General features: G+C 34.6%; 20 protein-coding genes and 1 tRNA gene. 7 read left to right on the top strand and 14 right to left on the bottom strand.

All coding sequences use genetic code 11. From position 1 onward, the window contains the following. Nucleotides 1-384: 384 nt before the first annotated feature. The 7 genes from GQ40_RS14880 to GQ40_RS17285 all read right to left on the bottom strand — a co-directional run bounded on the left by GQ40_RS14880 (nt 385) and on the right by GQ40_RS17285 (nt 9068). Nucleotides 385-458 (bottom strand) — tRNA-Asp (locus tag GQ40_RS14880). A 77-nt stretch (nt 459-535) separates the two neighbouring features. Further along, entirely contained in the window at nt 536-1465 is a 930-nt protein-coding gene (locus GQ40_RS14875) for a DUF58 domain-containing protein (RefSeq protein ID WP_047550150.1), read from the bottom strand. Between the two features lie 27 nt (nt 1466-1492). After that, on the bottom strand, nt 1493-2038 hold the full coding sequence (locus GQ40_RS14870; RefSeq protein ID WP_047550147.1) for a ClpP family protease: 546 nt from the start codon (nt 2036-2038) through the stop codon (nt 1493-1495). A gap of 99 nt (nt 2039-2137) precedes the next feature. After that, complete coding sequence (trxA, locus tag GQ40_RS14865) at nt 2138-2455, bottom strand: thioredoxin (RefSeq protein ID WP_047550143.1); 318 nt, start codon at nt 2453-2455, stop codon at nt 2138-2140. 151 nt (nt 2456-2606) lie between these two features. Next, the gene (dnaE, locus tag GQ40_RS14860; protein ID WP_047550140.1) at nt 2607-6995 is read right to left on the bottom strand and encodes a DNA polymerase III subunit alpha; all 4389 of its coding nucleotides are present in this window, start codon (nt 6993-6995) and stop codon (nt 2607-2609) included. Between the two features lie 231 nt (nt 6996-7226). Further along, on the bottom strand, nt 7227-7676 hold the full coding sequence (locus GQ40_RS14855) for a ferritin-like domain-containing protein (protein WP_047550137.1): 450 nt from the start codon (nt 7674-7676) through the stop codon (nt 7227-7229). Between the two features lie 186 nt (nt 7677-7862). Further along, nucleotides 7863-9068, bottom strand: coding sequence for a DUF6252 family protein (locus GQ40_RS17285; RefSeq protein WP_052184284.1), 1206 nt, complete (start codon nt 9066-9068; stop codon nt 7863-7865). A 192-nt stretch (nt 9069-9260) separates the two neighbouring features. Between GQ40_RS17285 and GQ40_RS14845 the strand changes: the two genes are divergently transcribed. The 7 genes from GQ40_RS14845 to GQ40_RS14815 all read left to right on the top strand — a co-directional run bounded on the left by GQ40_RS14845 (nt 9261) and on the right by GQ40_RS14815 (nt 15364). Next, entirely contained in the window at nt 9261-9785 is a 525-nt protein-coding gene (locus tag GQ40_RS14845; RefSeq protein ID WP_047550130.1) for a 30S ribosomal protein S16, read from the top strand. Between the two features lie 62 nt (nt 9786-9847). Beyond that, nucleotides 9848-10378 (top strand): ribosome maturation factor RimM, encoded by a 531-nt coding sequence (gene rimM / locus GQ40_RS14840; RefSeq protein ID WP_047550121.1) that lies wholly within the window; start codon nt 9848-9850, stop codon nt 10376-10378. Between the two features lie 79 nt (nt 10379-10457). Next, entirely contained in the window at nt 10458-11174 is a 717-nt protein-coding gene (locus GQ40_RS14835; RefSeq protein WP_047550118.1) for a tRNA1(Val) (adenine(37)-N6)-methyltransferase, read from the top strand. A 72-nt stretch (nt 11175-11246) separates the two neighbouring features. Continuing rightward, nucleotides 11247-12278, top strand: a complete 1032-nt coding sequence (locus GQ40_RS14830) for an AI-2E family transporter (protein WP_047550116.1) — start codon at nt 11247-11249, stop codon at nt 12276-12278. Nucleotides 12279-12426: 148 nt separating this feature from the next. After that, nucleotides 12427-13605, top strand: coding sequence for an acyl-CoA dehydrogenase family protein (locus GQ40_RS14825; protein WP_047550111.1), 1179 nt, complete (start codon nt 12427-12429; stop codon nt 13603-13605). Between the two features lie 114 nt (nt 13606-13719). Further along, nucleotides 13720-14418 carry an SGNH/GDSL hydrolase family protein gene (locus GQ40_RS14820; protein ID WP_047550107.1) on the top strand — a complete coding sequence of 233 codons (699 nt, stop codon included), beginning with the start codon at nt 13720-13722 and terminating at the stop codon, nt 14416-14418. Between the two features lie 49 nt (nt 14419-14467). Beyond that, nucleotides 14468-15364 carry a metallophosphoesterase family protein gene (locus GQ40_RS14815; protein WP_047550104.1) on the top strand — a complete coding sequence of 299 codons (897 nt, stop codon included), beginning with the start codon at nt 14468-14470 and terminating at the stop codon, nt 15362-15364. Between the two features lie 54 nt (nt 15365-15418). Here GQ40_RS14815 and GQ40_RS14810 read toward each other — a convergent pair whose 3' ends face one another. The 7 genes from GQ40_RS14810 to trmB form a co-directional block, all read right to left on the bottom strand. Continuing rightward, on the bottom strand, nt 15419-15751 hold the full coding sequence (locus GQ40_RS14810; RefSeq protein WP_047550101.1) for a 2Fe-2S iron-sulfur cluster-binding protein: 333 nt from the start codon (nt 15749-15751) through the stop codon (nt 15419-15421). A 17-nt stretch (nt 15752-15768) separates the two neighbouring features. Next, nucleotides 15769-16830: an NAD(P)/FAD-dependent oxidoreductase gene (locus tag GQ40_RS14805; protein WP_047550099.1), complete on the bottom strand. Its 1062-nt coding sequence runs from the start codon at nt 16828-16830 to the stop codon at nt 15769-15771. 64 nt (nt 16831-16894) lie between these two features. Next, entirely contained in the window at nt 16895-17137 is a 243-nt protein-coding gene (locus tag GQ40_RS14800) for a NifU family protein (RefSeq protein WP_047550096.1), read from the bottom strand. Nucleotides 17138-17140: 3 nt separating this feature from the next. Further along, complete coding sequence (locus GQ40_RS14795; RefSeq protein ID WP_047550093.1) at nt 17141-18277, bottom strand: Mrp/NBP35 family ATP-binding protein; 1137 nt, start codon at nt 18275-18277, stop codon at nt 17141-17143. A gap of 151 nt (nt 18278-18428) precedes the next feature. Continuing rightward, complete coding sequence (locus GQ40_RS14790) at nt 18429-18758, bottom strand: MGMT family protein (RefSeq protein ID WP_047550089.1); 330 nt, start codon at nt 18756-18758, stop codon at nt 18429-18431. Beyond that, nucleotides 18758-19387 carry a LysE family transporter gene (locus GQ40_RS14785; protein ID WP_047550086.1) on the bottom strand — a complete coding sequence of 210 codons (630 nt, stop codon included), beginning with the start codon at nt 19385-19387 and terminating at the stop codon, nt 18758-18760. The genes GQ40_RS14790 and GQ40_RS14785 overlap by 1 nt, the downstream gene beginning before the upstream one ends. A 2-nt stretch (nt 19388-19389) precedes the next feature. Then, on the bottom strand, nt 19390-20064 hold the full coding sequence (trmB, locus tag GQ40_RS14780; RefSeq protein WP_047550084.1) for a tRNA (guanosine(46)-N7)-methyltransferase TrmB: 675 nt from the start codon (nt 20062-20064) through the stop codon (nt 19390-19392). Nucleotides 20065-20151 lie beyond the last annotated feature (87 nt).

Genomic DNA, 20151 nt, shown 5'->3' with positions numbered 1-20151 from the left:
ATTTTGAATTAAAAATTAATTAATATGAACCTTGATAAGTGAACTTAGGGGCTTATTAAGGGACACAAAAATAAGGCTAATTATATGAACGTCAAAATGAAATCCGATAAAATGCTAATTTTATCCGATAAAAAACAAATTTTTCCTAAAATTTGTTAATTACGTGTTCATAACTTTCTGTATTAAGTACAATACAACTATTCTAAAACAAAAAAGCATCCCAATCTTCTTATTAAGAAAAAAGGAAAGCTTCTCATTGGTAAGCACTCAACAACATTGAGTGTCTTACAACTACTCTCAGATTTCTCTGAGAACAACACAACTTCTTTTTATTGCTTAAAAAAAGCTCTAATTTCTTAGAGCTTTAGTTTTGCAATTTTTTAGCGGTCTGGACGGGACTCGAACCCGCGACCTTCGCCGTGACAGGGCGACATTCTAACCAGCTGAACTACCAGACCGTTGCTTTATTGCGAGGGCAAATATACATTCGATTTTTAATATCACAAATATTTTACCACAATTTTTGACAAATTTTTTAAATAAATTTTTGTCTCTCGACCATATAGGTCGTTAATATTTTGTCAAAGGACTTATTAATGTCGGCTTGAACATATTTAATTTGGTATTGGCCACATTTTAATCTAATGCTCTTAAAGTATTCTGTTACTGCACTTTCATATCCTTGTTTTACTGTATCTGGATACAAATTTATAAACTCATTTGTCTCAACATCTATAAATCGCTTTGGGGTATTATCAAAATCAAATTTAAGCTCCTTTTCTTTATCTATTACATGAAATAGTACGACTTCGTGCTTATTATATTTTAAATGCCTTAGAGCTTCAAATAACTTTGTGTCATCTGTTTCTGTTTGAAACATGTCTGTAAAGAAAAAAATCAAAGAGCGTCTATTAATATTTTCTGCAATTTGATGTAAATATGTATATGTCTCGGTTTGTTTGTTTGTTTGTTTAGAAACTACCATATTGCTTAACTCTGCCAGAAGCATTTGGTGATGACGCTCACTTCCCTTTTCTGGAGAATAATAATCATAAGCATCACTATAAATACTAAGCCCTACTGCATCTCTTTGCTTTTTTAATATGTGCATTAGCGATGCAGATGCTAATGCTGAAAACCCTATTTTATTTAATCTAGAGATATTAAACTCTTTTATTTCGGGATAGTGCATTGAGCTACTGTTGTCTACAATGAGGTGACAACGTAGATTTGTTTCATCGTCATAGCGCTTGGTGTACAACTTATCGGTTTTGGCATAGAGCTTCCAGTCGATGTGTCGTGTGCTTTCTCCTTGATTGTAAATTTTATGCTCAGCAAATTCTGCAGAAAAACCATGGAATGGACTCTTATGCATTCCAGCTATAAAACCTTCAACTACTTGCTTTGCGAGTAATTCTAGATTTTTAAAGCCTCCTGTTTTATTGAGTTCTGCCTGTAGGTTCATTTGCTTATTATCTTCCGAAGAAAAAATCTACTTTATTATTTTATCTACGATACCGTAGGCTTTAGATTCTTCTGCTCCCATCCAATGGTCACGATTGAAATCTTTCATTACTTGATCGAAATCCTGACCACAGTTTTCTGCTAATATTTTAGCGCTTAATTCTTTGGTCTTTAATATTTCTTGAGCGGTGATTTCAATATCGCTTGCCTGACCGCGAGCTCCTCCACTTGGTTGGTGAATCATCACTCTTGCATGTGGCTGTATGAATCGTTTTCCTTTTGTACCAACAGATAATAATATTGATCCCATAGATGCTGCCAGACCCGTACAGATTGTAGATACATCACTATTTAATGATTTTATACAGTCATACATTGCAAACCCAGAGGTTACATAGCCTCCAGGACTGTTTATATATAAATGGATGTCTTTTTTTTCTATAGAATCTAAATATAATAAACGGTCAATCACGTGTTTTGCTGATTTATCATCTACCATTCCCCAAAGGAATACTTTTCGTTCTTCTAATAATTTACTATCAATTAAGTCTTGCGTTTTTGCTTGCTTACTCATATGTGTTTTTCTTATGTCTTAATATTAGTTAAAAATAAAAAAAGGTTTACCATACTGGCAAACCTTTTATCATTTCTTTTAGATTATATCTAATAATTCTTATAATAAAGAATCTATTGCCTCTGTATATGCATTTTTAGGAGCAACTCCTACTTGACGACCAACTACTTCCCCGTCTTTAAATACTAATACGGTTGGTATGTTACGTACTCCGTATTTTGCTGCAAACTCTTGGTTTGCATCAACATCTACTTTACCTACGATAGCTTTACCGTCGTATTCTGTACTGATTTCATCTATGATTGGGCCAACCATTCTACATGGTCCACACCAAGCAGCCCAAAAGTCTACCATAACTGGTTTATCACTTTTTAGTACTGTTTCTTCAAAATTTGCATCTGTTATTTCTAATGCCATAATTATATTGTCTTAATGTTTAACTTCAGTTTTATTTGATATACAAAATTAGTCAAAAATTTTGCCAAACCTTACAGTGGCAGTATTTGTTTTGATTATGAAGATATTGACTATTTATATGTGTTTTTTAATTTCAGAAAAAATCAAGCGTTTAATTTAATTTGTATGTGACTTCATGGTGGGATAATTGGTCCAATAATTCTTGGGAAATGTTTATTTTTTGTTTTCTACTTGGCATATTTAATTTAATCTTTTCATCATTATCGTACACTATAAAGCTTAATGATTTATCACCTTGATGTATTCTAAACAAATCCTGAAGAACATCTATGCGTTTTTCTTGTAACTCTCTTATATTAAGTTGTATTGATAATTTTCTCGCATAGGTTCCCATCACATCGTGTAATAATTGAAAACTATTAAATTGTAATCTAGGATCTCCTTTTTTACCTGTATCTCTATTAACCCAACCTTCTCTAACAAAAGACTTAACGTAAACAAAACTATTTTTTACCAAGAAATGGCGGAATTTTAAATACTCTTCTCCAAAAATTCTGAATTCAAAACTATCTGTATAATCCTCTACCATAAAAATAGCCCAGCCTTTACCTTGCTTACTTACACGATGTTGCACATCTGTAACAACACCTCCAAAAGTAATTTCACGATTTACATACGTTTCCAATTCATTAAATAAGGCTAAAGTACCATTGCAAAATGTTTTCATCTCCACTTTAAAATCATCTAACGGATGACCAGAGATATAAACTCCAACTACTTCTTTTTCTTGAGCTAGTTTTTCCATAGTTCCCCATTCTTCACAAGGTGGTACTATTGGCTCTGCTATTTGCACATCACTTGCTGCACCAAATAAGCTTACTTGTGCTGAATTCTCGTTTTCTTGATGCTTAGCTCCATATTTAATGGCTTTTTCGAGGAATGTAATTCCATCACCTTCATCATGAAAATATTGAGCGCGGTGTGTATCTCCAAATCCGTCAAATCCTCCTGCCAATGCTAAATTTTCAAATGCTTTTTTATTTGCTGCTCTTAAATCTATTCGTTTTGCTAAATCAAAAATTGATTTGAAATGACCATCTTTTTTTCTATGCTCAACTATGGTCATCACAGCGCCATGACCAACACCTTTTATCGCACCCATTCCAAAACGAACCGCATTATCTTTATTAACCGAAAATTTATAATACGATTCATTGACATCTGGACCTAAAACATCCAATCGCATACGTTTACACTCCTCCATAAAGAACGTTACCTGCTTGATGTCGTTCATATTGTTAGATAGTACAGCTGCCATATATTCTGCAGGATAATGTGCTTTTAGATAAGCTGTTTGGTAAGCAATCCAAGCATAGCACGTTGAGTGGGATTTGTTAAATGCATAACTTGCAAAAGCTTCCCAGTCTTTCCATACTTTTTCAAGAATTTTTGCGTCATGCCCTTTGGCACTTGCTTGCTCAATAAATTTTGGTTTCATTTTATCCAAAACCGCAATTTGTTTTTTACCCATTGCTTTTCTCAAAACATCGGCTTCACCTTTTGTAAAATCTGCTAGCTTTTGAGACAACAACATCACTTGCTCCTGATATACCGTAATACCGTAGGTTTCTTTGAGATACTCTTCCATTGCGGGTAAGTCGTACTCAATATCTTCATCACCATGTTTACGTCTTGTAAAACTTGGGATATATTCCATTGGTCCTGGACGATATAGTGCGTTCATCGCAATTAAATCCTCAAAAACCGTTGGTTTTAATTCCTTTAAATGTTTTTGCATTCCGGGAGATTCATATTGAAACACTCCAACCGTTTCTCCTTTTTGAAACAGTTCATATGTTTTCTCATCGTCAAGCGGAAAGCTATCAGGATCCAATAAAATATCATGTTTTGCCTTTACGATTTTAACCGTATCCTTTATTAAGGTTAACGTTTTCAATCCCAAAAAATCCATTTTGAGCAAACCTGCATCTTCAACTACAGAGTTATCAAATTGCGTGACATACAAATCGGAATCCTTTGCTACGGAAACAGGCACAAAATTGGTAATATCGTCTGGAGTAATAATAACTCCGCAGGCATGAATACCCGTATTTCTAACTGATCCTTCAAGGGTTCTGGCTAGATTTATAGTTTCTGCATCTAAGCCTTCACCATCTGCAATATTGAGCAGTTCATTAACTTTTTCTAAATCATCTGCTCTAAATTTACTGCCCAGTTCCTTTTCCGATAGGCCAAAAATCTTATTCAGTTTTGACATTGTCGGGATAAGCTTTGCTATGCGATCTGCTTCAAACAATGGCAAATCGAGTACTCTTGCTGTATCTCGAATAGATGACTTTGCAGCCATCGTTCCGTAGGTAATAATTTGAGCAACTTGATTTGAACCATATTTTTTGATCACATAATCCATCACACGACTTCGACCTTCATCATCAAAATCGATATCAATATCTGGCATGCTCACACGATCTGGATTTAAGAAACGCTCAAAAAGCAAGTCATATTTTAAAGGATCAATATTGGTTATCCACAAGCAATAAGCAACCACAGATCCAGCTGCAGAACCACGACCTGGACCAACAGAAACATCCATATTTCGAGCTTCACGAATAAAATCCTCCACAATTAAAAAGTAACCTGGATAACCCGTGTTTTCAATAACGCTCAACTCAAAATCAAGCCTCTCAACGATCTCATCACTTAATTCTTCTCCGTATCGTTTTTTCGCACCTTTAAACGTTAAATGTTTTAGGTAGGCATTTTCACCACGTTTGCCTCCATCATCAATATCTGCGTTGTTTTTAAATTCTTCTGGGATATCAAAAGCAGGTAATAATACATCCCGCGCCAGTTGATAACCTTCAACCTTATCTACGACGTCTTGAATATTACTAATCGCCTCTGGCACGTCCTTAAACAAGGATTTCATTTCTTCTGAAGATTTAAAATAATACTCTTTGTTTGGCAAACCGTAACGATAGCCTCTACCCCTTCCTATTGGTGTGGCTTGCTTTTCTCCATCTTTAACGCACAGTAAAATATCGTGTGCATTGGCATCTTCTTTTTTGCAATAATAGGTATTGTTTGAAGCTATTAATTTAACATCATGTTTTTTTGAGAAATCAATCAACACAGGATTAACACGATTTTCATCTTCTTGATTGTGTCGCATTAATTCGATGTATAGATCCTCTCCAAATTCTTGTTTCCACCAAAGTAATGCTTCTTCTGCTTGGTTTTCTCCAACGTTCAACACTTTGCTTGGGACTTCACCATATAGGTTACCAGTTAAGCAAATAAGATGTTCTTTGTATTTTTGAATGAGTTTTTTATCTATTCTTGGCAAATAATAAAAACCATCAACAAAGGCATGTGACGATAGTTTAGCCAAGTTGTGATAGCCTTCTTTATTCTTAGCGATTAACACAATTTGATAGCCATTGTCTTTTCTGGATTTATCCTTATGATCTTCACAAACAAAAAACTCGCAGCCAATGATTGGTTTTATTTCTTTTTCCGAAGAAACCTCTCCTTTTTCTTCAGCTTCTTTATGTTTTAACTCTACATTTTTATTATGGATGTTTACTGCTTTTACAAAATGAAAAGCTCCCATCATATTAGCATGGTCTGTGAGTGCAACTGCAGGCATTTTATGCTCTGCTGCGACAGCCACCAAATCTGAAATACTAATTGTAGATTGCAATACCGAAAACTGGGAATGGTTATGAAGATGCACAAAATCAACCTCCTGTAGTTCAGAAATATTTTCTTTTATTTCTTCTTCGGAAATATCTTCTCCTTGTAGTTTTTGAAGACGCTCATTTATTTTTGCACTTTCTTTTTTGAGATTGATGTGCTTTAAGCCAATGAGTTGGATTGTATTGGGGTTCTCCTCCTTAAAATCCTGAAAATAACCTGGCTCAACGTCTAACTGCTCTTTTGTATATTCTTCAAGTCTTATGAGCTCTAAAAAGCATCTTGTAGTTGCCTCAACATCTGCTGTGGCATTATGTGCTTCTGCAAATGGTTGATTAAATAAAAATTGATGTAACTCTGTGAGTGTTGGAAGCTTAAATTTTCCATAACGACCACCAGGAATCTGGCACAACTCTGCAGTATGCTCTGTACAGGTATCTAAAACCGGAAGTTCTTGAAGCTCATTTGAGATTTCCTCTCTAACAAATTCTGCTCCCATAATATTGAGATCAAACTTCACGTTTTGACCTACCACAAATTTTGTTTTTGAAAGCGCTATTTTGAATTTCTCCAAAACGTCTTGGAGTGCCACACCTTGTTCTTGAGCTAATTCCGTAGAAATTCCGTGAATTTTTTCAGCATCGTAAGGAATATTAAAACCCTCTGGTTTTACTAGATAATCTTGATGGTCTATACAATTACCCATTTCGTCATGGAGTTGCCATGCAATTTGAATACATCTTGGCCAGTTATCTACATCTGTAATTGGTGCATCCCACCTTTTTGGCAATCCTGTGGTTTCGGTATCAAATATTAAGTACATACTATTTTGGGCTATTTATCTCTTTCTAAGTTGTATTATATCAAAATCTAATTTGATTAACCTATTTGAAAAGACTGATTTTTTATGCTTGATTTCTAAAAATGTTCAAGAAAAATCAGTTTATAAAATTACAAATAAACTCCACTTTTATAAAGCGAAGTTATGAACAGTTTTAAACAAAAAAAAAGTCAACTTTTAAAAGCTGACTTTTTTTACATTGAACCTAATATTTTATGATACTAGCTCTTCATGTACTTTCTCGGTATTGATTGCCGATTGTATGGAATTTTTATGTTTGATCAATAAGGAATCAATACTTGGCGGTAAATTACGCTCTTTTATTAATTCATTATATTCTTCTAAACTTGCCTCTTCTCCTCGAATTGCTTCCTCAAGAATAGACTCTTCATTGTTTGAACTAAAAGTTGATTTTAGTGACATCCAGTTACGGTGCATTGTACCCTTGAAAGTTCCTGAATCTTCTGGGATTTCTCCATATTGTAAGATTTCAGTCCTAAGTTCTTTTGCAAACTCACTTCTTTCTGAAGCTCTTCGTTTAAAATACATTTTTAACTTATCACTATCTACATTATCAATGGCATTTAAATACCCTTTTTCTGCATCATAGTTTTTTACTAATAATTCGTTTAATTTGTTTGAAATTTCTTCTGAATACTTCATTTTCTTTTACATTTTAAATTTCAATACCTTTTTTTGTGATGCGTATTGTTTCACATCTGACTATTCTTAATATAGGTATAATTGTAGGAAAAATCTAACATATTAACATCTTTAACAAAGTGTTGTGAAAGTTTAACAAAAAAAGCAGCCATTTGGCTGCTTTTCAGTATAAAAAATGAATTCTTATTACATATTATCTAGATAATCTGGAATTCCATCACCATCTGTATCAAGCGCATCTGACGGATTTCCATCCATATTTGGATCTGCATCTTCATTAATTGTCAATAATGTATCTCCATCATCATCATTATCTAAATAATCTACATCTCCATCCCCATCTGTATCAATTAAATTACCATCTGTCTCTAAAGCTTCGTAAATAGTTAAAACACCATCTCCATCGTCGTCGTCGTCTAAGTAGTTTGGTATGCCATCTAGATCTAGATCATCATTATCTAAACTACCATCACCATTGAAGTCTTCAAAATTATTTGGAACACCATCTGCATCATCATCATTACAATCTAACTCATCAATAATTATTTGAATTTCTCCAGTCTCATCACCACAAATTTCAATTTGCTGTTCTAAGTAAAATCTATAATTCTCACAAGAATCAACATAATTAGATATAGTTGCTGCCTCAAAAGTCATTTGGGCAGTATTTCTGTTTTGTGTGGCAAATGTGCATCTAAAGTTGCAGCTATCCAACTCGTCTATAGCTTGCTGAAGTTCACCGTCAAAATCACCACAATAGTTTTGTTGATCAATCAAAGCATTTCTATATTCATTACATGCGCTTTCGTATGCAATGCGGTCTATATATTCTAAACTCGGGGAAAAAGAAGCTAAATAAGCAGACCTTGCTAATTGAGAAACTCCCTCTGTGTCATCACAAGTTATTACTACCGCAGGAATAGCTCCAGACGTTAATGGCACTCTAAAAAAGATGCCTTCGTTATAACCTATAGAATTTAATCCAGACTCGTCAAAAGCTAAAAATTGAAATGTACCAGTAAAGGTATTATTGTTTATCTCATCAAGTTTTACAAAACCATATTCGGGATAAATAGAAACACTAGGATCTGGCCTGTTATTTGTAGAATACACCGTCCCGTTAGCATCTACGTAGCGTCCTTCCATAGAATCCACATCCCCTAATACGTAGGTTCCAACTGCAACGGTAGGTATTTTGAGAGTTACTGTTTCTACATTATTACCTGCGGTTATAGTTAAAAAACCATTTTCATCTATAGTTGCGCTGGTAAATTCTGCTCTCCACAGACCGTATTCTCGGTTACCTTGAAATGCAGGTGAATTAAATTCAACTTCATCACCACAACTCACTAAAGATAATACAGTTATAAGAAGTATTGCTATTCTTTTCATTGCTTAAATTTTCTTCCTCACAAAATTATAAGGATCATTATAGGTTAGACATAACGTTTTAGAACTCCCAAAAGTATAATAAAATTTCAATATTACTTAATTTCAAATAAAATGTTGAGAATTAAATTATTGTATTATCTTTGCGCCTCATTAATAATAGAGGTCGCGAACCTCACAAATTAATTTAAAAATATGCCTGTAAAAATTAGATTACAAAGACACGGTAAAAAAGGGAAACCTTATTATTGGATCGTAGCAGCAGATGCACGAGCTAAAAGAGATGGTAAATATTTAGAAAAACTAGGTGCTTACAATCCAAATACCAACCCTGCAACTATAGAATTGAATGTTGACGGAGCGGTACAATGGTTACAAAATGGTGCACAACCAACTGATACAGCAAGAGCGATTTTATCTTATAAAGGTGCTTTACTTAAAAATCATTTAGCTGGTGGTGTTGCTAAAGGCGCTTTAACTGAAGAGCAAGCAGAAGAAAAATTCAACGCTTGGTCAGAAGAAAAAGCTGGAAAGGTTAAAGAAAAAGAAGCTGGCCTATCTGATGCACAAGCAAAAGCGAAAGCAGATGCATTAAAAGCAGAAAAAGCAGTTAACGAAGCTAGAATAGCTGCAGCAACTCCTGTAGAGGAAGTGGCTGAAGAAGCAGAGACAACAGATGCTCCTGCAGATGACGCTAAAGCTTCTAACGAAGAAGAATAGAAAATTATTTTTTATACTTTTAAACTCCGATACATATGTGTCGGAGTTTTTTATTTTATACTATGCAAAAAGAAGAATGTTTTTTTTTAGGGAAAATTGTCAAAAAATACAGTTTTAAAGGAGAGTTGTTGATTAAATTGGATACCGATGAACCAGAACTTTATGAAAATATGGATTCGGTATTTATTGAAGTTCGCAACAACCTAGTTCCTTTCTTCATTGAATCATCACAGCTCCATAAGTCTGAATTACTGCGAATAAAATTTGAAGATGTTGATAGCGAAGAAGATGCTGACGCACTTATGAAAAGTGGTTTGTATCTACCTTTAGAATTTTTACCAAAATTGGAGGATGATAAATTCTACTTTCATGAGATTATTGGTTATACAGTTGAAGACAAAACCTTTGGGCTTGTTGGTATTATTAAATCTATTAACGACTCGACTGCGCAATCCCTTTTTGAAATAGATAGAGATGGTGTTGAAATTTTAATTCCAATGAATGATGAGTTCATTTCTAAAGTAGACAAGAAAAACAAAGTCATTATTGTTGATACCCCAGAAGGGTTGATTGATTTGTATTTAGAGGAATAGATTACATTGATTAAAACACAAGCTAAAAATGAGCTCAATCAAATAAAAGAAATTCCTACTTCTGTAGGAATGATAGACGATGGACAAGCCTTTTAAATTAAAACAATTCTCGGTTAATCAAGACCAATGTGCCATGAAAATTGGGACAGATGGAGTTTTGCTTGGTGCTTGGACTTCAATACAAAAACACCCTTTTTCAATACTAGATATTGGAGCAGGAACTGGCATTTTATCTTTAATGCTTGCCCAACGAAGTGATGCTCAAATTATTGAAGCCTTAGAAATTGACGACAATGCCTATGAGCAATGTGTAGAAAATTTTGAACAATCCCCTTGGAATGATAGATTGTTTTGCTATCACGCCTCTTTAGAGGAATTTGCTGAAGAAATTGAAGATCAATATGATTTAATCATCTGCAATCCGCCATTTTATTCTGAAGATTATAAATCTAAAAATCCACAGCGTGATTTAGCACGATTTCAAGATGCAATGCCCTTTGCACACTTATTAGAGAGCGTCGTTTCCTTACTTTCTAAACATGGCACATTCTGTGTGATCATTCCATTTTCCGAAGAAAAAAAGTTCATAGAACTAGCTCAAGATTTTAGTTTGTTTTTGAACAGAAAAACACACGTTAGAGGAACACCTTCCGCAGAGAAAAAGCGTAGCCTAGTAGAATTTTCGTTTCATGAAAATACTCCTGAAATTTCAGAATTAATTGTAGAAACAACCCGTCACCACTATACCGAAGATTATATCAATTTGACAAAGGATTTTTATTTAAAAATGTCTTAACACCATAAAATCTTCATTTTTGATAAATTTTAATGTAGCTTTATAATGCTAAATAACTAAAAAAATCAAAATTTGAGTACTCAAAAAATAGATATATCTGCACAAAAATCAATAAAGATCCTTTTACTTATTGGAGGCCTATTTGCTATATTCTACTACGGAAAAACTCTTATTATGCCACTACTCGTTGGTGGAATTATTGCCATTATACTTGATATCCCTGTACAAAAACTCAAAAACCTAGGATTACCTAATTGGCTTGCAATAACACTATCCATCTTGCTCATGCTAATCATTTTTTCTCTTCTTTTTTGGCTCGTTAGTTCCCAAATAAATAATATGGCTCAAGATTGGCCAACTATAAAGGATAAAGCCACTGTAAAATTAAATGCACTATCGCAATGGGCTAATAATTCACTTAACTGGGATTATAAAGATTACATAGAAAATAATCAAAAACTTGTAAAAAAAGCTGAAGCTCTGGCCAGTAATTTCTTATCGTCACTTATGAGCTTACTATCACAATCACTCATCATTTTTATATACATCATTCTCTTTTTGATGCAAAAACAACAATTTATCAATTTTTTCAAAAAACTTTACCCAAAGAATGTTTCTATAAATTCTTTGCTTAAAAATTCTGCTAACATCACCAGAAGTTATTTTGTGGGAAAGGGAAAAATCATGTTATTTCTTTTTGTTATTTACTACCTCGGTTTTTTATTGGGCTCTGTTCCGTATGCATTGTTTTTAGCACTGTTTGCCTCCTTATTTTCCATTATCCCATACGTTGGTAATATCATTGGTGGCGGAGTCGCAGTGATTCTATCTTTTCTTTACGCAGGTTCAACACCAGCACTTATTGTAATAGGAGTTGTATCGGCAACACAGCTTGTTGAGAATTATTTACTCACACCTTGGATTATTGGTGACGAAATAAACCTCAATCCATTCATGACCATTTTTGGCGTTATCCTATTCTCTACACTTTGGGGTGTTGTTGGAGCTATAATCGCATTACCTGTAATTGGAGTTTTAAAAGTAATTTTTGACCATACCAACGGTATGGAGGCCTATGCTCATTTATTAAAAAAAACGGACTAACTTTTTTACACAAATCATTAACTACAGATTTTTAGTATACCGTAATTGGCAAACAATTCTCTAGATTTATATCTTCGGAAAAAACATTTATTAAATTGTTAACTGCAAACGTTTTCGTTATTTTTGTTATCCATAAAACAACAAAAAAATGAAGCCAGATTTATTTGAAGGACCAGATTATTACAATCTTGACGAATTACTTACCGAAGAACATATACTTGTACGTGATGCTGCCAGAGAATGGGTAAAACGTGATGTTTCACCTATTATTGAGGAAGCTGCGCAAAAAGCAGAATTCCCAAAATTAATTATTGGTGGTTTAGCTGAAATTGGCGCTTTTGGTCCATATATCCCTGTAGAGTACGGTGGTGCTGGATTAGATCAAATTTCCTACGGATTAATCATGCAAGAAATTGAGCGTGGTGACTCTGGAGTAAGAAGTACAGCTTCTGTTCAATCATCTTTGGTCATGTATCCTATTTGGAAATATGGAAACGAGGATCAACGCAAAAAATTCTTACCAAAATTAGCTTCTGGCGAATGGATGGGCTCTTTTGGTTTGACAGAACCAGATCATGGTAGTAATCCTGGAGGAATGACCACTAATTTTAAGGATATGGGTGACCATTATCTTTTAAATGGCGCAAAAATGTGGATCTCAAATGCTCCATTTTGTCAAGTCGCTGTCGTTTGGGCAAAAAATGAAGAAGGGAGAATTCACGGTTTGATTGTAGAACGTGGTATGGAAGGTTTCTCAACACCAGAAACTCATAATAAGTGGTCACTTCGAGCAAGTTCAACAGGTGAGCTCATTTTTGATAATGTTAAAGTACCCAAAGAAAATTTATTACCAAATAAATCGGGATTGGGAGCGCCTCTAGGTTGCTTAGATTCGGCACGTTTTGGTATTGCCTGGGGAGCAATCGGCGCAGCCATGGATTGTTATGATACTGCGTTACGATACTCCAAAGAGCGTATGCAATTTGGCAAGCCTATAGGGCAGTTTCAATTGCAACAAAAAAAATTAGCTGAGATGATTACCGAAATCACCAAAGCACAATTATTGGCCTGGAGACTTGGTGTAATGCGTGAAAATGGCACAGCAACTTCTGCACAAATCTCAATGGCAAAACGAAACAACGTAGATATGGCCATTAACATTGCTCGAGAAGCTAGACAAATGCTTGGTGGCATGGGAATCACTGGAGAGTACAGCATCATGCGTCATTCTATGAATCTTGAAAGTGTTATAACCTATGAAGGGACACACGACATTCATTTACTAATCACGGGATTAGATATTACAGGCTTGAACGCTTTTAAATAGTCGAGAGTGGATATTTAAGTATCTCACTTAAACACAATCGTTTTATTTAAATAGAAAAAATGCTTCTCAAATACGGGAAGCATTTTTTTCTTCGGAAATTGTATCTTTATAACTATGCGAAACATTATTTACTTTTCCTTGTTAGTTTTTCTAGCATTCATTGGCTGCTCATCGTCAGATGAAACCCCAATTACCTCACCAAATACATTTAAAATTTTAAGTCTAGGTGATAGTTATACCATTGGCCAAAGCGTTTGTGAATCTTGCAGATTTCCCGAGCAATTAAAAGATAGTCTTAAACTGCAATTTTCTTTGGAAACAGGTTTCGACCTTAACGTTATTGCACAAACAGGATGGACAACCACAAACCTTAAAACTGCTATTTCCTCGGAAAATTTAACGACCAACTATGATCTCGTTACTTTATTAATTGGCGTTAATAATCAATTTCAAGGTAAACCTTTTTCCTTATACGAAACTGAATTTTCGCAATTGGTTCAAACAGCGACCAATGCTGCTCAAGGAGATAAAAATAACGTGATCGTACTTTCAATTCCCGATTATGCATTAACGCCTTTTGGTCAAAATAATGGCAATCCCGAGACCACTTCCGAAGAAATAGACCTCTATAACGATTTCGCAGAAAACTATTGCGCCCAACAAAATATTACCTTTTTGAACATTACAGATATTACACGTCAAGGCATTGAAAACCCAGAACTTGTCGCATCTGATGGTTTACACCCTTCAGCAATAGCGTACTCCAAATTTGTAGAGCGATTACTCCCAATCGCTCTTGAGAAAATTGAATGAGGTATCTCAAATTGAGTAAATTCTACTTATTTTAGTTGAAAGTTTTCTCATGTCATCAAAAACGAGATTAGATCGTGCATATAAAAATGCTAAAGTTGTCGACTTTGACGATTCCAGTAAAATTATCCTTTTTAGTGATTGTCACAGAGGCGATAATAGTTTTGCAGATGATTTTGCCAATAACCGAAACATCTATTTTCATGCTTTAAAGCATTATTATGCTGAAGGTTTTAGCTATTGTGAACTTGGTGATGGCGATGAACTCTGGGAAAATATCTCTTTTGAATCTATCTTAGACGCTCATAAAAATGTGTATATGCTCATGAAATTATTTCATGACAAAGAGCGCTTACATATGATTTGGGGAAACCATGATATGGTCTATAAAAATCCAAAATATGTAGAAAAGCATTTATCTAAGTATTTTGACCCGAAGATTGGGGAAGATGTAGATTTATTCTGCGGTCTTACTTATCATGAAGGTATTGTTTTAAAACATACCCAAAGTAATCAAGAACTATTTCTAACACATGGTCATCAAGCCGATTGGTGGAATTATACCTTTTGGAAATGGAGTCGGTTTTTAGTTAGAATTCTTTGGAAACCACTAAACGTTATGGGTATTGCAGATCCTACAAGTCCTGCAAAAAATTATAAAGAACTCATTAAAGTTGAGCGCAGAACCAAGAAGTGGATTATCAATAACAATAACCTGATTACAATTGTTGGACATACCCACAGGCCTCGTTTTCCTGAACCCGGAGATATTGCATTTTTTAATGATGGAAGTTGCGTTCACCCAAGAAGCATTACGGGTATTGAAATTGAAAACGGAGAAATCTCACTCATTAAATGGCAAATTGCCACCACCGATGACGGTGTTTTGAAAATTGTTAGGGTTTTATTGGAAGGACCAAAAAGGTTGATTGATTATAAGACCGAATAGATAAACATAAGAGAAAGTGTTTGATTTGAAGTGTAGACATGCTTTCTCAAAAATCTAGCTTTCTGGAGCTAACTCAACTTCCAAGCCTTCCATATTTGGAGTCATTTGAATTTGACAACCCAATCGCGAATTATCCTTTACATAAAAAGCTTCGCTAAGCATTGCTTCTTCGTCGTCCTGCATTTCTGGTAAATCGGTTTCACTTAATACATAACATTGACAAGATGCACACATTGCCATGCCACCACAAATACCAATAGTCCCTTCTGGAGCGAGTTCGTAAGAACGAACAACTTCCATTAAATTCATAGCCATATCTGTTGGTGCTTGAATTGAATGGGTAACTCCTTCTCTATCGGTTATTTTTATGTTTATATCCTGTTCCAAATTTCAACGTTACATTCCTAATCTATTGATTTCACTACTGCTTTTGGTGCTTCTTTTCGAGTTCCATCAAAACCATCAACTCCACTAACAGTAGTGTATTTTAATACATATCGTTTTCCTGGATTAATGATTTGATACGCAGCTTGACACATTAATGTTGCTTCGTGAAAACCGCACAAAATTAATTTTAACTTTCCTGGATAGGTATTAACATCACCAATGGCGAATATTCCTGGAATATTGGTTTGGTAATCTAAAGCGTTATTTACAACTATAGCATTCTTTTCGATTTCTAATCCCCAATCTGCGATAGGTCCAAGTTTTGGCGACAGCCCAAAAAGCGGTATAAAATGATCACAGTCTACTTCAAATTCTTTTTCAATATGCTTTGCTTGTTTTACTACAACAGCTTCTACCTTTTCGTCACCAACAATACCTACCACTTCTGCAGGAGTAATTAAATTTATTTTTCCTTTGTTTTTTAATTCTTGTACTTTTTCTACGGAATCTAAATGTCCACGAAACTCATTTCGTCTATGGATTAAAGTAACCTCACTTGCTACATCACTTAAAAAGATACTCCAATCTAGAGCAGAATCTCCTCCACCAGCAATAACTACTTTTTTATTTCTGTAAATCTCTGGATCTTTAATGATGTATTCTACACCAATATCCTCAAACTCTGCAATGTTATGAATTAAAGGTTTACGAGGCTCAAAACTCCCTAATCCGCCAGCAATTGCCACGATAGGTGCTTGGTGCTTAGTTCCTTTATTTGTTGTAACTATAAATGATTCATCCTCTTGTTTTTCTATAGTTTCAGCACGTTCGCCTAAGGTAAAACCAGGTTCAAATTGTTTGCATTGCTCAAGTAACCTTTCTGTGAGATCTCCTGCAAGAATTTCTGGATATGCTGGAATATCGTAAATGGGTTTTTTTGGGTAAATTTCTGAGCATTGTCCGCCAGGTTGAGGCAAAGCATCAATTAAATGACATTTTAATTTTAGCAAACCAGCTTCAAAAACAGTGAATAATCCTGTTGGTCCTGCTCCAATAATGAGTATATCTGTTTTAATCATGAATTATAATTTCGGGGAAAGTAAATTTAATATATAATACTTCATACATTTATGACAAAGTCATTTAAGCATCAATATTAATGACTTGTTCTATTTGGGGTGCATATTTTTTTATAGTCATTTCCACACCAGACTTTAGTGTCATTTGGTTTACACTACAACCAACACAAGCACCTTGTAGCTGCACTTTCACCAAATTACCGTTCTCGATGGCTAACAAAGAAATATCGCCTCCATCACTTTGTAAGAACGGACGTATTTCATCTAATGCTTTTTCAACATTCAATCTAAGCTCTTCTGTACTCATTTATTATTTTTTTACTGCTGAACATCCAGCCATAGTTGTTATTTTGATAGCTTCGGTTGGAGGTAAGTTATCATTACGTTTGACTACTTCTTCGACAACATTTCTGGTTAATTCCTCAAATGCTTTTTCTAAAGGTGTGGCAGTTTGTAATGCTGCTGGTCGACCAATATCTCCAGCTTCTCTAATGCTTTGAACTAATGGTATTTCTCCTAAGAGACGTACATTTATATCTTCAGCCAGGTTTTTTGCACCTTCTTTTCCGAAGATATAATATTTATGATCTGGAAGCTCCTCTGGGGTAAAATACGCCATATTTTCTATGATACCCAACACTGGCACATTTATACTCTCTTGTTGGAACATGGCTACACCTTTCTTAGCATCTGCCAAAGCAACATTTTGAGGTGTACTTACAATTACTGCTCCTGTAATTGGAAGTGATTGCATGATACTTAAATGAATATCTCCTGTTCCTGGAGGTAAATCTATAAGCATGAAATCCAGTTCTCCCCAAGCTGCATCAAAAATCATTTGATTTAGTGCTTTAGCTGCCATTGGACCTCTCCAAACTACTGCTTGATCTGGTTTTGTAAAAAAACCAATAGATAATATTTTAACACCGTAATTTTCAACGGGACGCATTTTTGATTTTCCGTCAACATTGACCGCCAATGGTCTTTCAAGTTCTACATCAAACATGATTGGCATAGATGGACCGTAAATATCTGCATCTAAAATACCGACATTAAAACCCATTTTTGATAAGGTCACAGCAAGATTTGCTGTTACTGTAGATTTACCTACACCTCCTTTTCCTGAGGCTACAGCTATTATATTTTTAATACCGGGAATTTCCTTTCCTTTTATGGCATTTGTGGCAGGCTTTGCTGGTGTATCTACTTTTACATTTACCTTAATTTTAGCTTTTTCATACACCAATTTATGAATGGTTTGCATGATCTCAACTTCGGTTTTCTTTTTAGCCTGCAAACTTGGGTTTGTGATGGTTATATCTACAATGACCTCATCTGCGAACGTCACTACATTTGTTACCGCACCACTCTCTACCATGTTTTGCCCTTCTCCTGGAGCTGTAATCGTTTCTAGTGCTTTAAGTATATTTTGTTTATCTAATTTCATAGTAAGCTTTTAATTCTAGAATTAATTTATTCAGAATCATTCTAAATGCAAAGATACTTAATAAAGGTTGAAGATTAAAGTGTTGGGATTGCATTTTATTATGGTAGGATTTGAGATATAAATAGTGAGTACATATAGAAAAATAAAAATTTCACAACTCCTTATTTGGATCCCAAAAAACTGTTTCCAAATCCTGAATTTGATTATCAACAATCAAAACGCCTTCACTTTCTAAAAGTTGTTGCATGAGATTTGTCCCGTCAAAATGGTGTTTTCCTGTGAGTAATCCTTTTCGGTTGACGACACGATGTGCTGGAATGTCTTTTCCGCCAGAGCCATTCATCGCGTAACCAACCATTCTTGCACTTTGCTTAGCTCCCAAATAATTTGCAATTGCTCCGTAGCTGGTTACTTTTCCGAAGGGAATTTGTTTAGCAACCTCATAAACACGATCAAAGAAATTAAGCGTTTCGGGTGTCATTACGTGTCCATTAAAATATTAAAAAGAGTGATGATTGCTACCAAACCTGTAATGGCACCAATACTGTAATTCATGTTTTTTTGAGAGGTAAGATTTTTGTTTTTAATCTTATCAAAAAAGAAAATATAAAAATAAAGCATTACAAATGTGCCTGTCGTTGCGCCAGAGCAATAGGTAATAATGCTCATTTTATCAAACATAAACCATCCAAATCCTGCGATGGTAATCGTCATATAGGCTTGATATGGTATTGGAAAAACATTAATGGCAGATAAAAACATACCTTGGAAAAAGCGACTTCTCTTACTTGTAGCATGTGGCTCTACATTTGGTGTAGGGCTGGATTTTGCGATGAACAAAAAGTAGACTGTTATTAGAACAAATATTACAAATGCGACTTGTCTTAAAATCTCAACGGTGTGCGGATGGTTACTTAAATATCTCGCAAACATAGAGGCTATATAGGTTTGCAGAAAAACAATAATACAAACACCAATAGAAAAAGTGATACCTCTACTGTAACCGTCTTTGAGACTTATTTTTGCAGCTGTCATATTTAATAGTCCAGGAGGCACCACACCTATCAAAGCTATAATTAGCCCTAGAAAAAAAACGACAGTAATATTCAAGGTTAGTTAATTTTGAATTTAATATACGTAATTGGTTTATTATGCTCTAAATATTGAGATTCATAGTAGGTTTGAATGCTCGTTACTTCTTCTGGGCTTCCTTCTTGCTTATACACATTGTGATTTGCATACACCACTTCGTGTCCCTCTCCATGCAAAAGCCCCAGAGTATATCCATGCATAAATTCACTATCTGTTTTTAAATTTACAAAACCTTCTGGTTTTAAAATAGTTTTATAGCGATTTAAAAATTGAGAATTCGTCATTCTATGCTTGGTACGCTTGTATTTTATTTGAGGATCTGGAAACGTAATCCAGATTTCGTCAACTTCATTTTTGGCAAAGACAAAATCTACAAGCTCTATTTGTGTGCGTATAAATGCCACGTTTGGTAAGTTTTCTTCAATGGCTGTTTTGGCGCCTCTCCAAAAACGCGCTCCCTTTATATCGATACCTATAAAGTTTTTCTTCGGAAATTTTTTCGCCAACTCAACTGTATACTCTCCTCTACCGCAACCCAGTTCTAATACCAGAGGATTATTGTTTTTGAATACTTCAGAATTCCAGTTTCCCTTAAGTTCATATTCTGAATCGACTAATTCCTCCCTTTTTGGCTGAAACACATTAGAGAACGTTTCATTTTCCTTAAATCTCTTAAGTTTGTTTTTACTTCCCACAATTTTCGTTTAACAATTTGTTATTTTTATTAAAGATGCGGTAAAATTAAGGAAACATTTTAAGCTTTATCTTTGATTTTCCTAAAA

It is taken from the genome of Psychroserpens sp. Hel_I_66 (assembly GCF_000799465.1).
Taxonomy (GTDB): Bacteria; Bacteroidota; Bacteroidia; order Flavobacteriales; family Flavobacteriaceae; genus Psychroserpens.
The sequence above is the reverse complement of the archived record's forward strand: the minus strand, read 5'-3'. Positions and strand labels throughout refer to the sequence as shown.

Coding starts and splice junctions, on each gene's coding strand:
- GQ40_RS14835 (WP_047550118.1), top strand. CDS start 10,458: ATGGACAAGCCTTTTAAATTAAAACAATTCTCGGTTAATCAAGACCAA.
- GQ40_RS14800 (WP_047550096.1), bottom strand. CDS start 17,137: ATGAGTACAGAAGAGCTTAGATTGAATGTTGAAAAAGCATTAGATGAA.
- GQ40_RS14825 (WP_047550111.1), top strand. CDS start 12,427: ATGAAGCCAGATTTATTTGAAGGACCAGATTATTACAATCTTGACGAA.
- GQ40_RS14845 (WP_047550130.1), top strand. CDS start 9,261: ATGCCTGTAAAAATTAGATTACAAAGACACGGTAAAAAAGGGAAACCT.
- GQ40_RS14870 (WP_047550147.1), bottom strand. CDS start 2,038: ATGAGTAAGCAAGCAAAAACGCAAGACTTAATTGATAGTAAATTATTA.
- GQ40_RS14820 (WP_047550107.1), top strand. CDS start 13,720: ATGCGAAACATTATTTACTTTTCCTTGTTAGTTTTTCTAGCATTCATT.
- GQ40_RS14855 (WP_047550137.1), bottom strand. CDS start 7,676: ATGAAGTATTCAGAAGAAATTTCAAACAAATTAAACGAATTATTAGTA.
- trxA (WP_047550143.1), bottom strand. CDS start 2,455: ATGGCATTAGAAATAACAGATGCAAATTTTGAAGAAACAGTACTAAAA.
- GQ40_RS14790 (WP_047550089.1), bottom strand. CDS start 18,758: ATGACACCCGAAACGCTTAATTTCTTTGATCGTGTTTATGAGGTTGCT.
- GQ40_RS17285 (WP_052184284.1), bottom strand. CDS start 9,068: ATGAAAAGAATAGCAATACTTCTTATAACTGTATTATCTTTAGTGAGT.
- rimM (WP_047550121.1), top strand. CDS start 9,848: ATGCAAAAAGAAGAATGTTTTTTTTTAGGGAAAATTGTCAAAAAATAC.
- dnaE (WP_047550140.1), bottom strand. CDS start 6,995: ATGTACTTAATATTTGATACCGAAACCACAGGATTGCCAAAAAGGTGG.
- GQ40_RS14795 (WP_047550093.1), bottom strand. CDS start 18,277: ATGAAATTAGATAAACAAAATATACTTAAAGCACTAGAAACGATTACA.
- GQ40_RS14815 (WP_047550104.1), top strand. CDS start 14,468: ATGTCATCAAAAACGAGATTAGATCGTGCATATAAAAATGCTAAAGTT.
- GQ40_RS14805 (WP_047550099.1), bottom strand. CDS start 16,830: ATGATTAAAACAGATATACTCATTATTGGAGCAGGACCAACAGGATTA.
- GQ40_RS14875 (WP_047550150.1), bottom strand. CDS start 1,465: ATGAACCTACAGGCAGAACTCAATAAAACAGGAGGCTTTAAAAATCTA.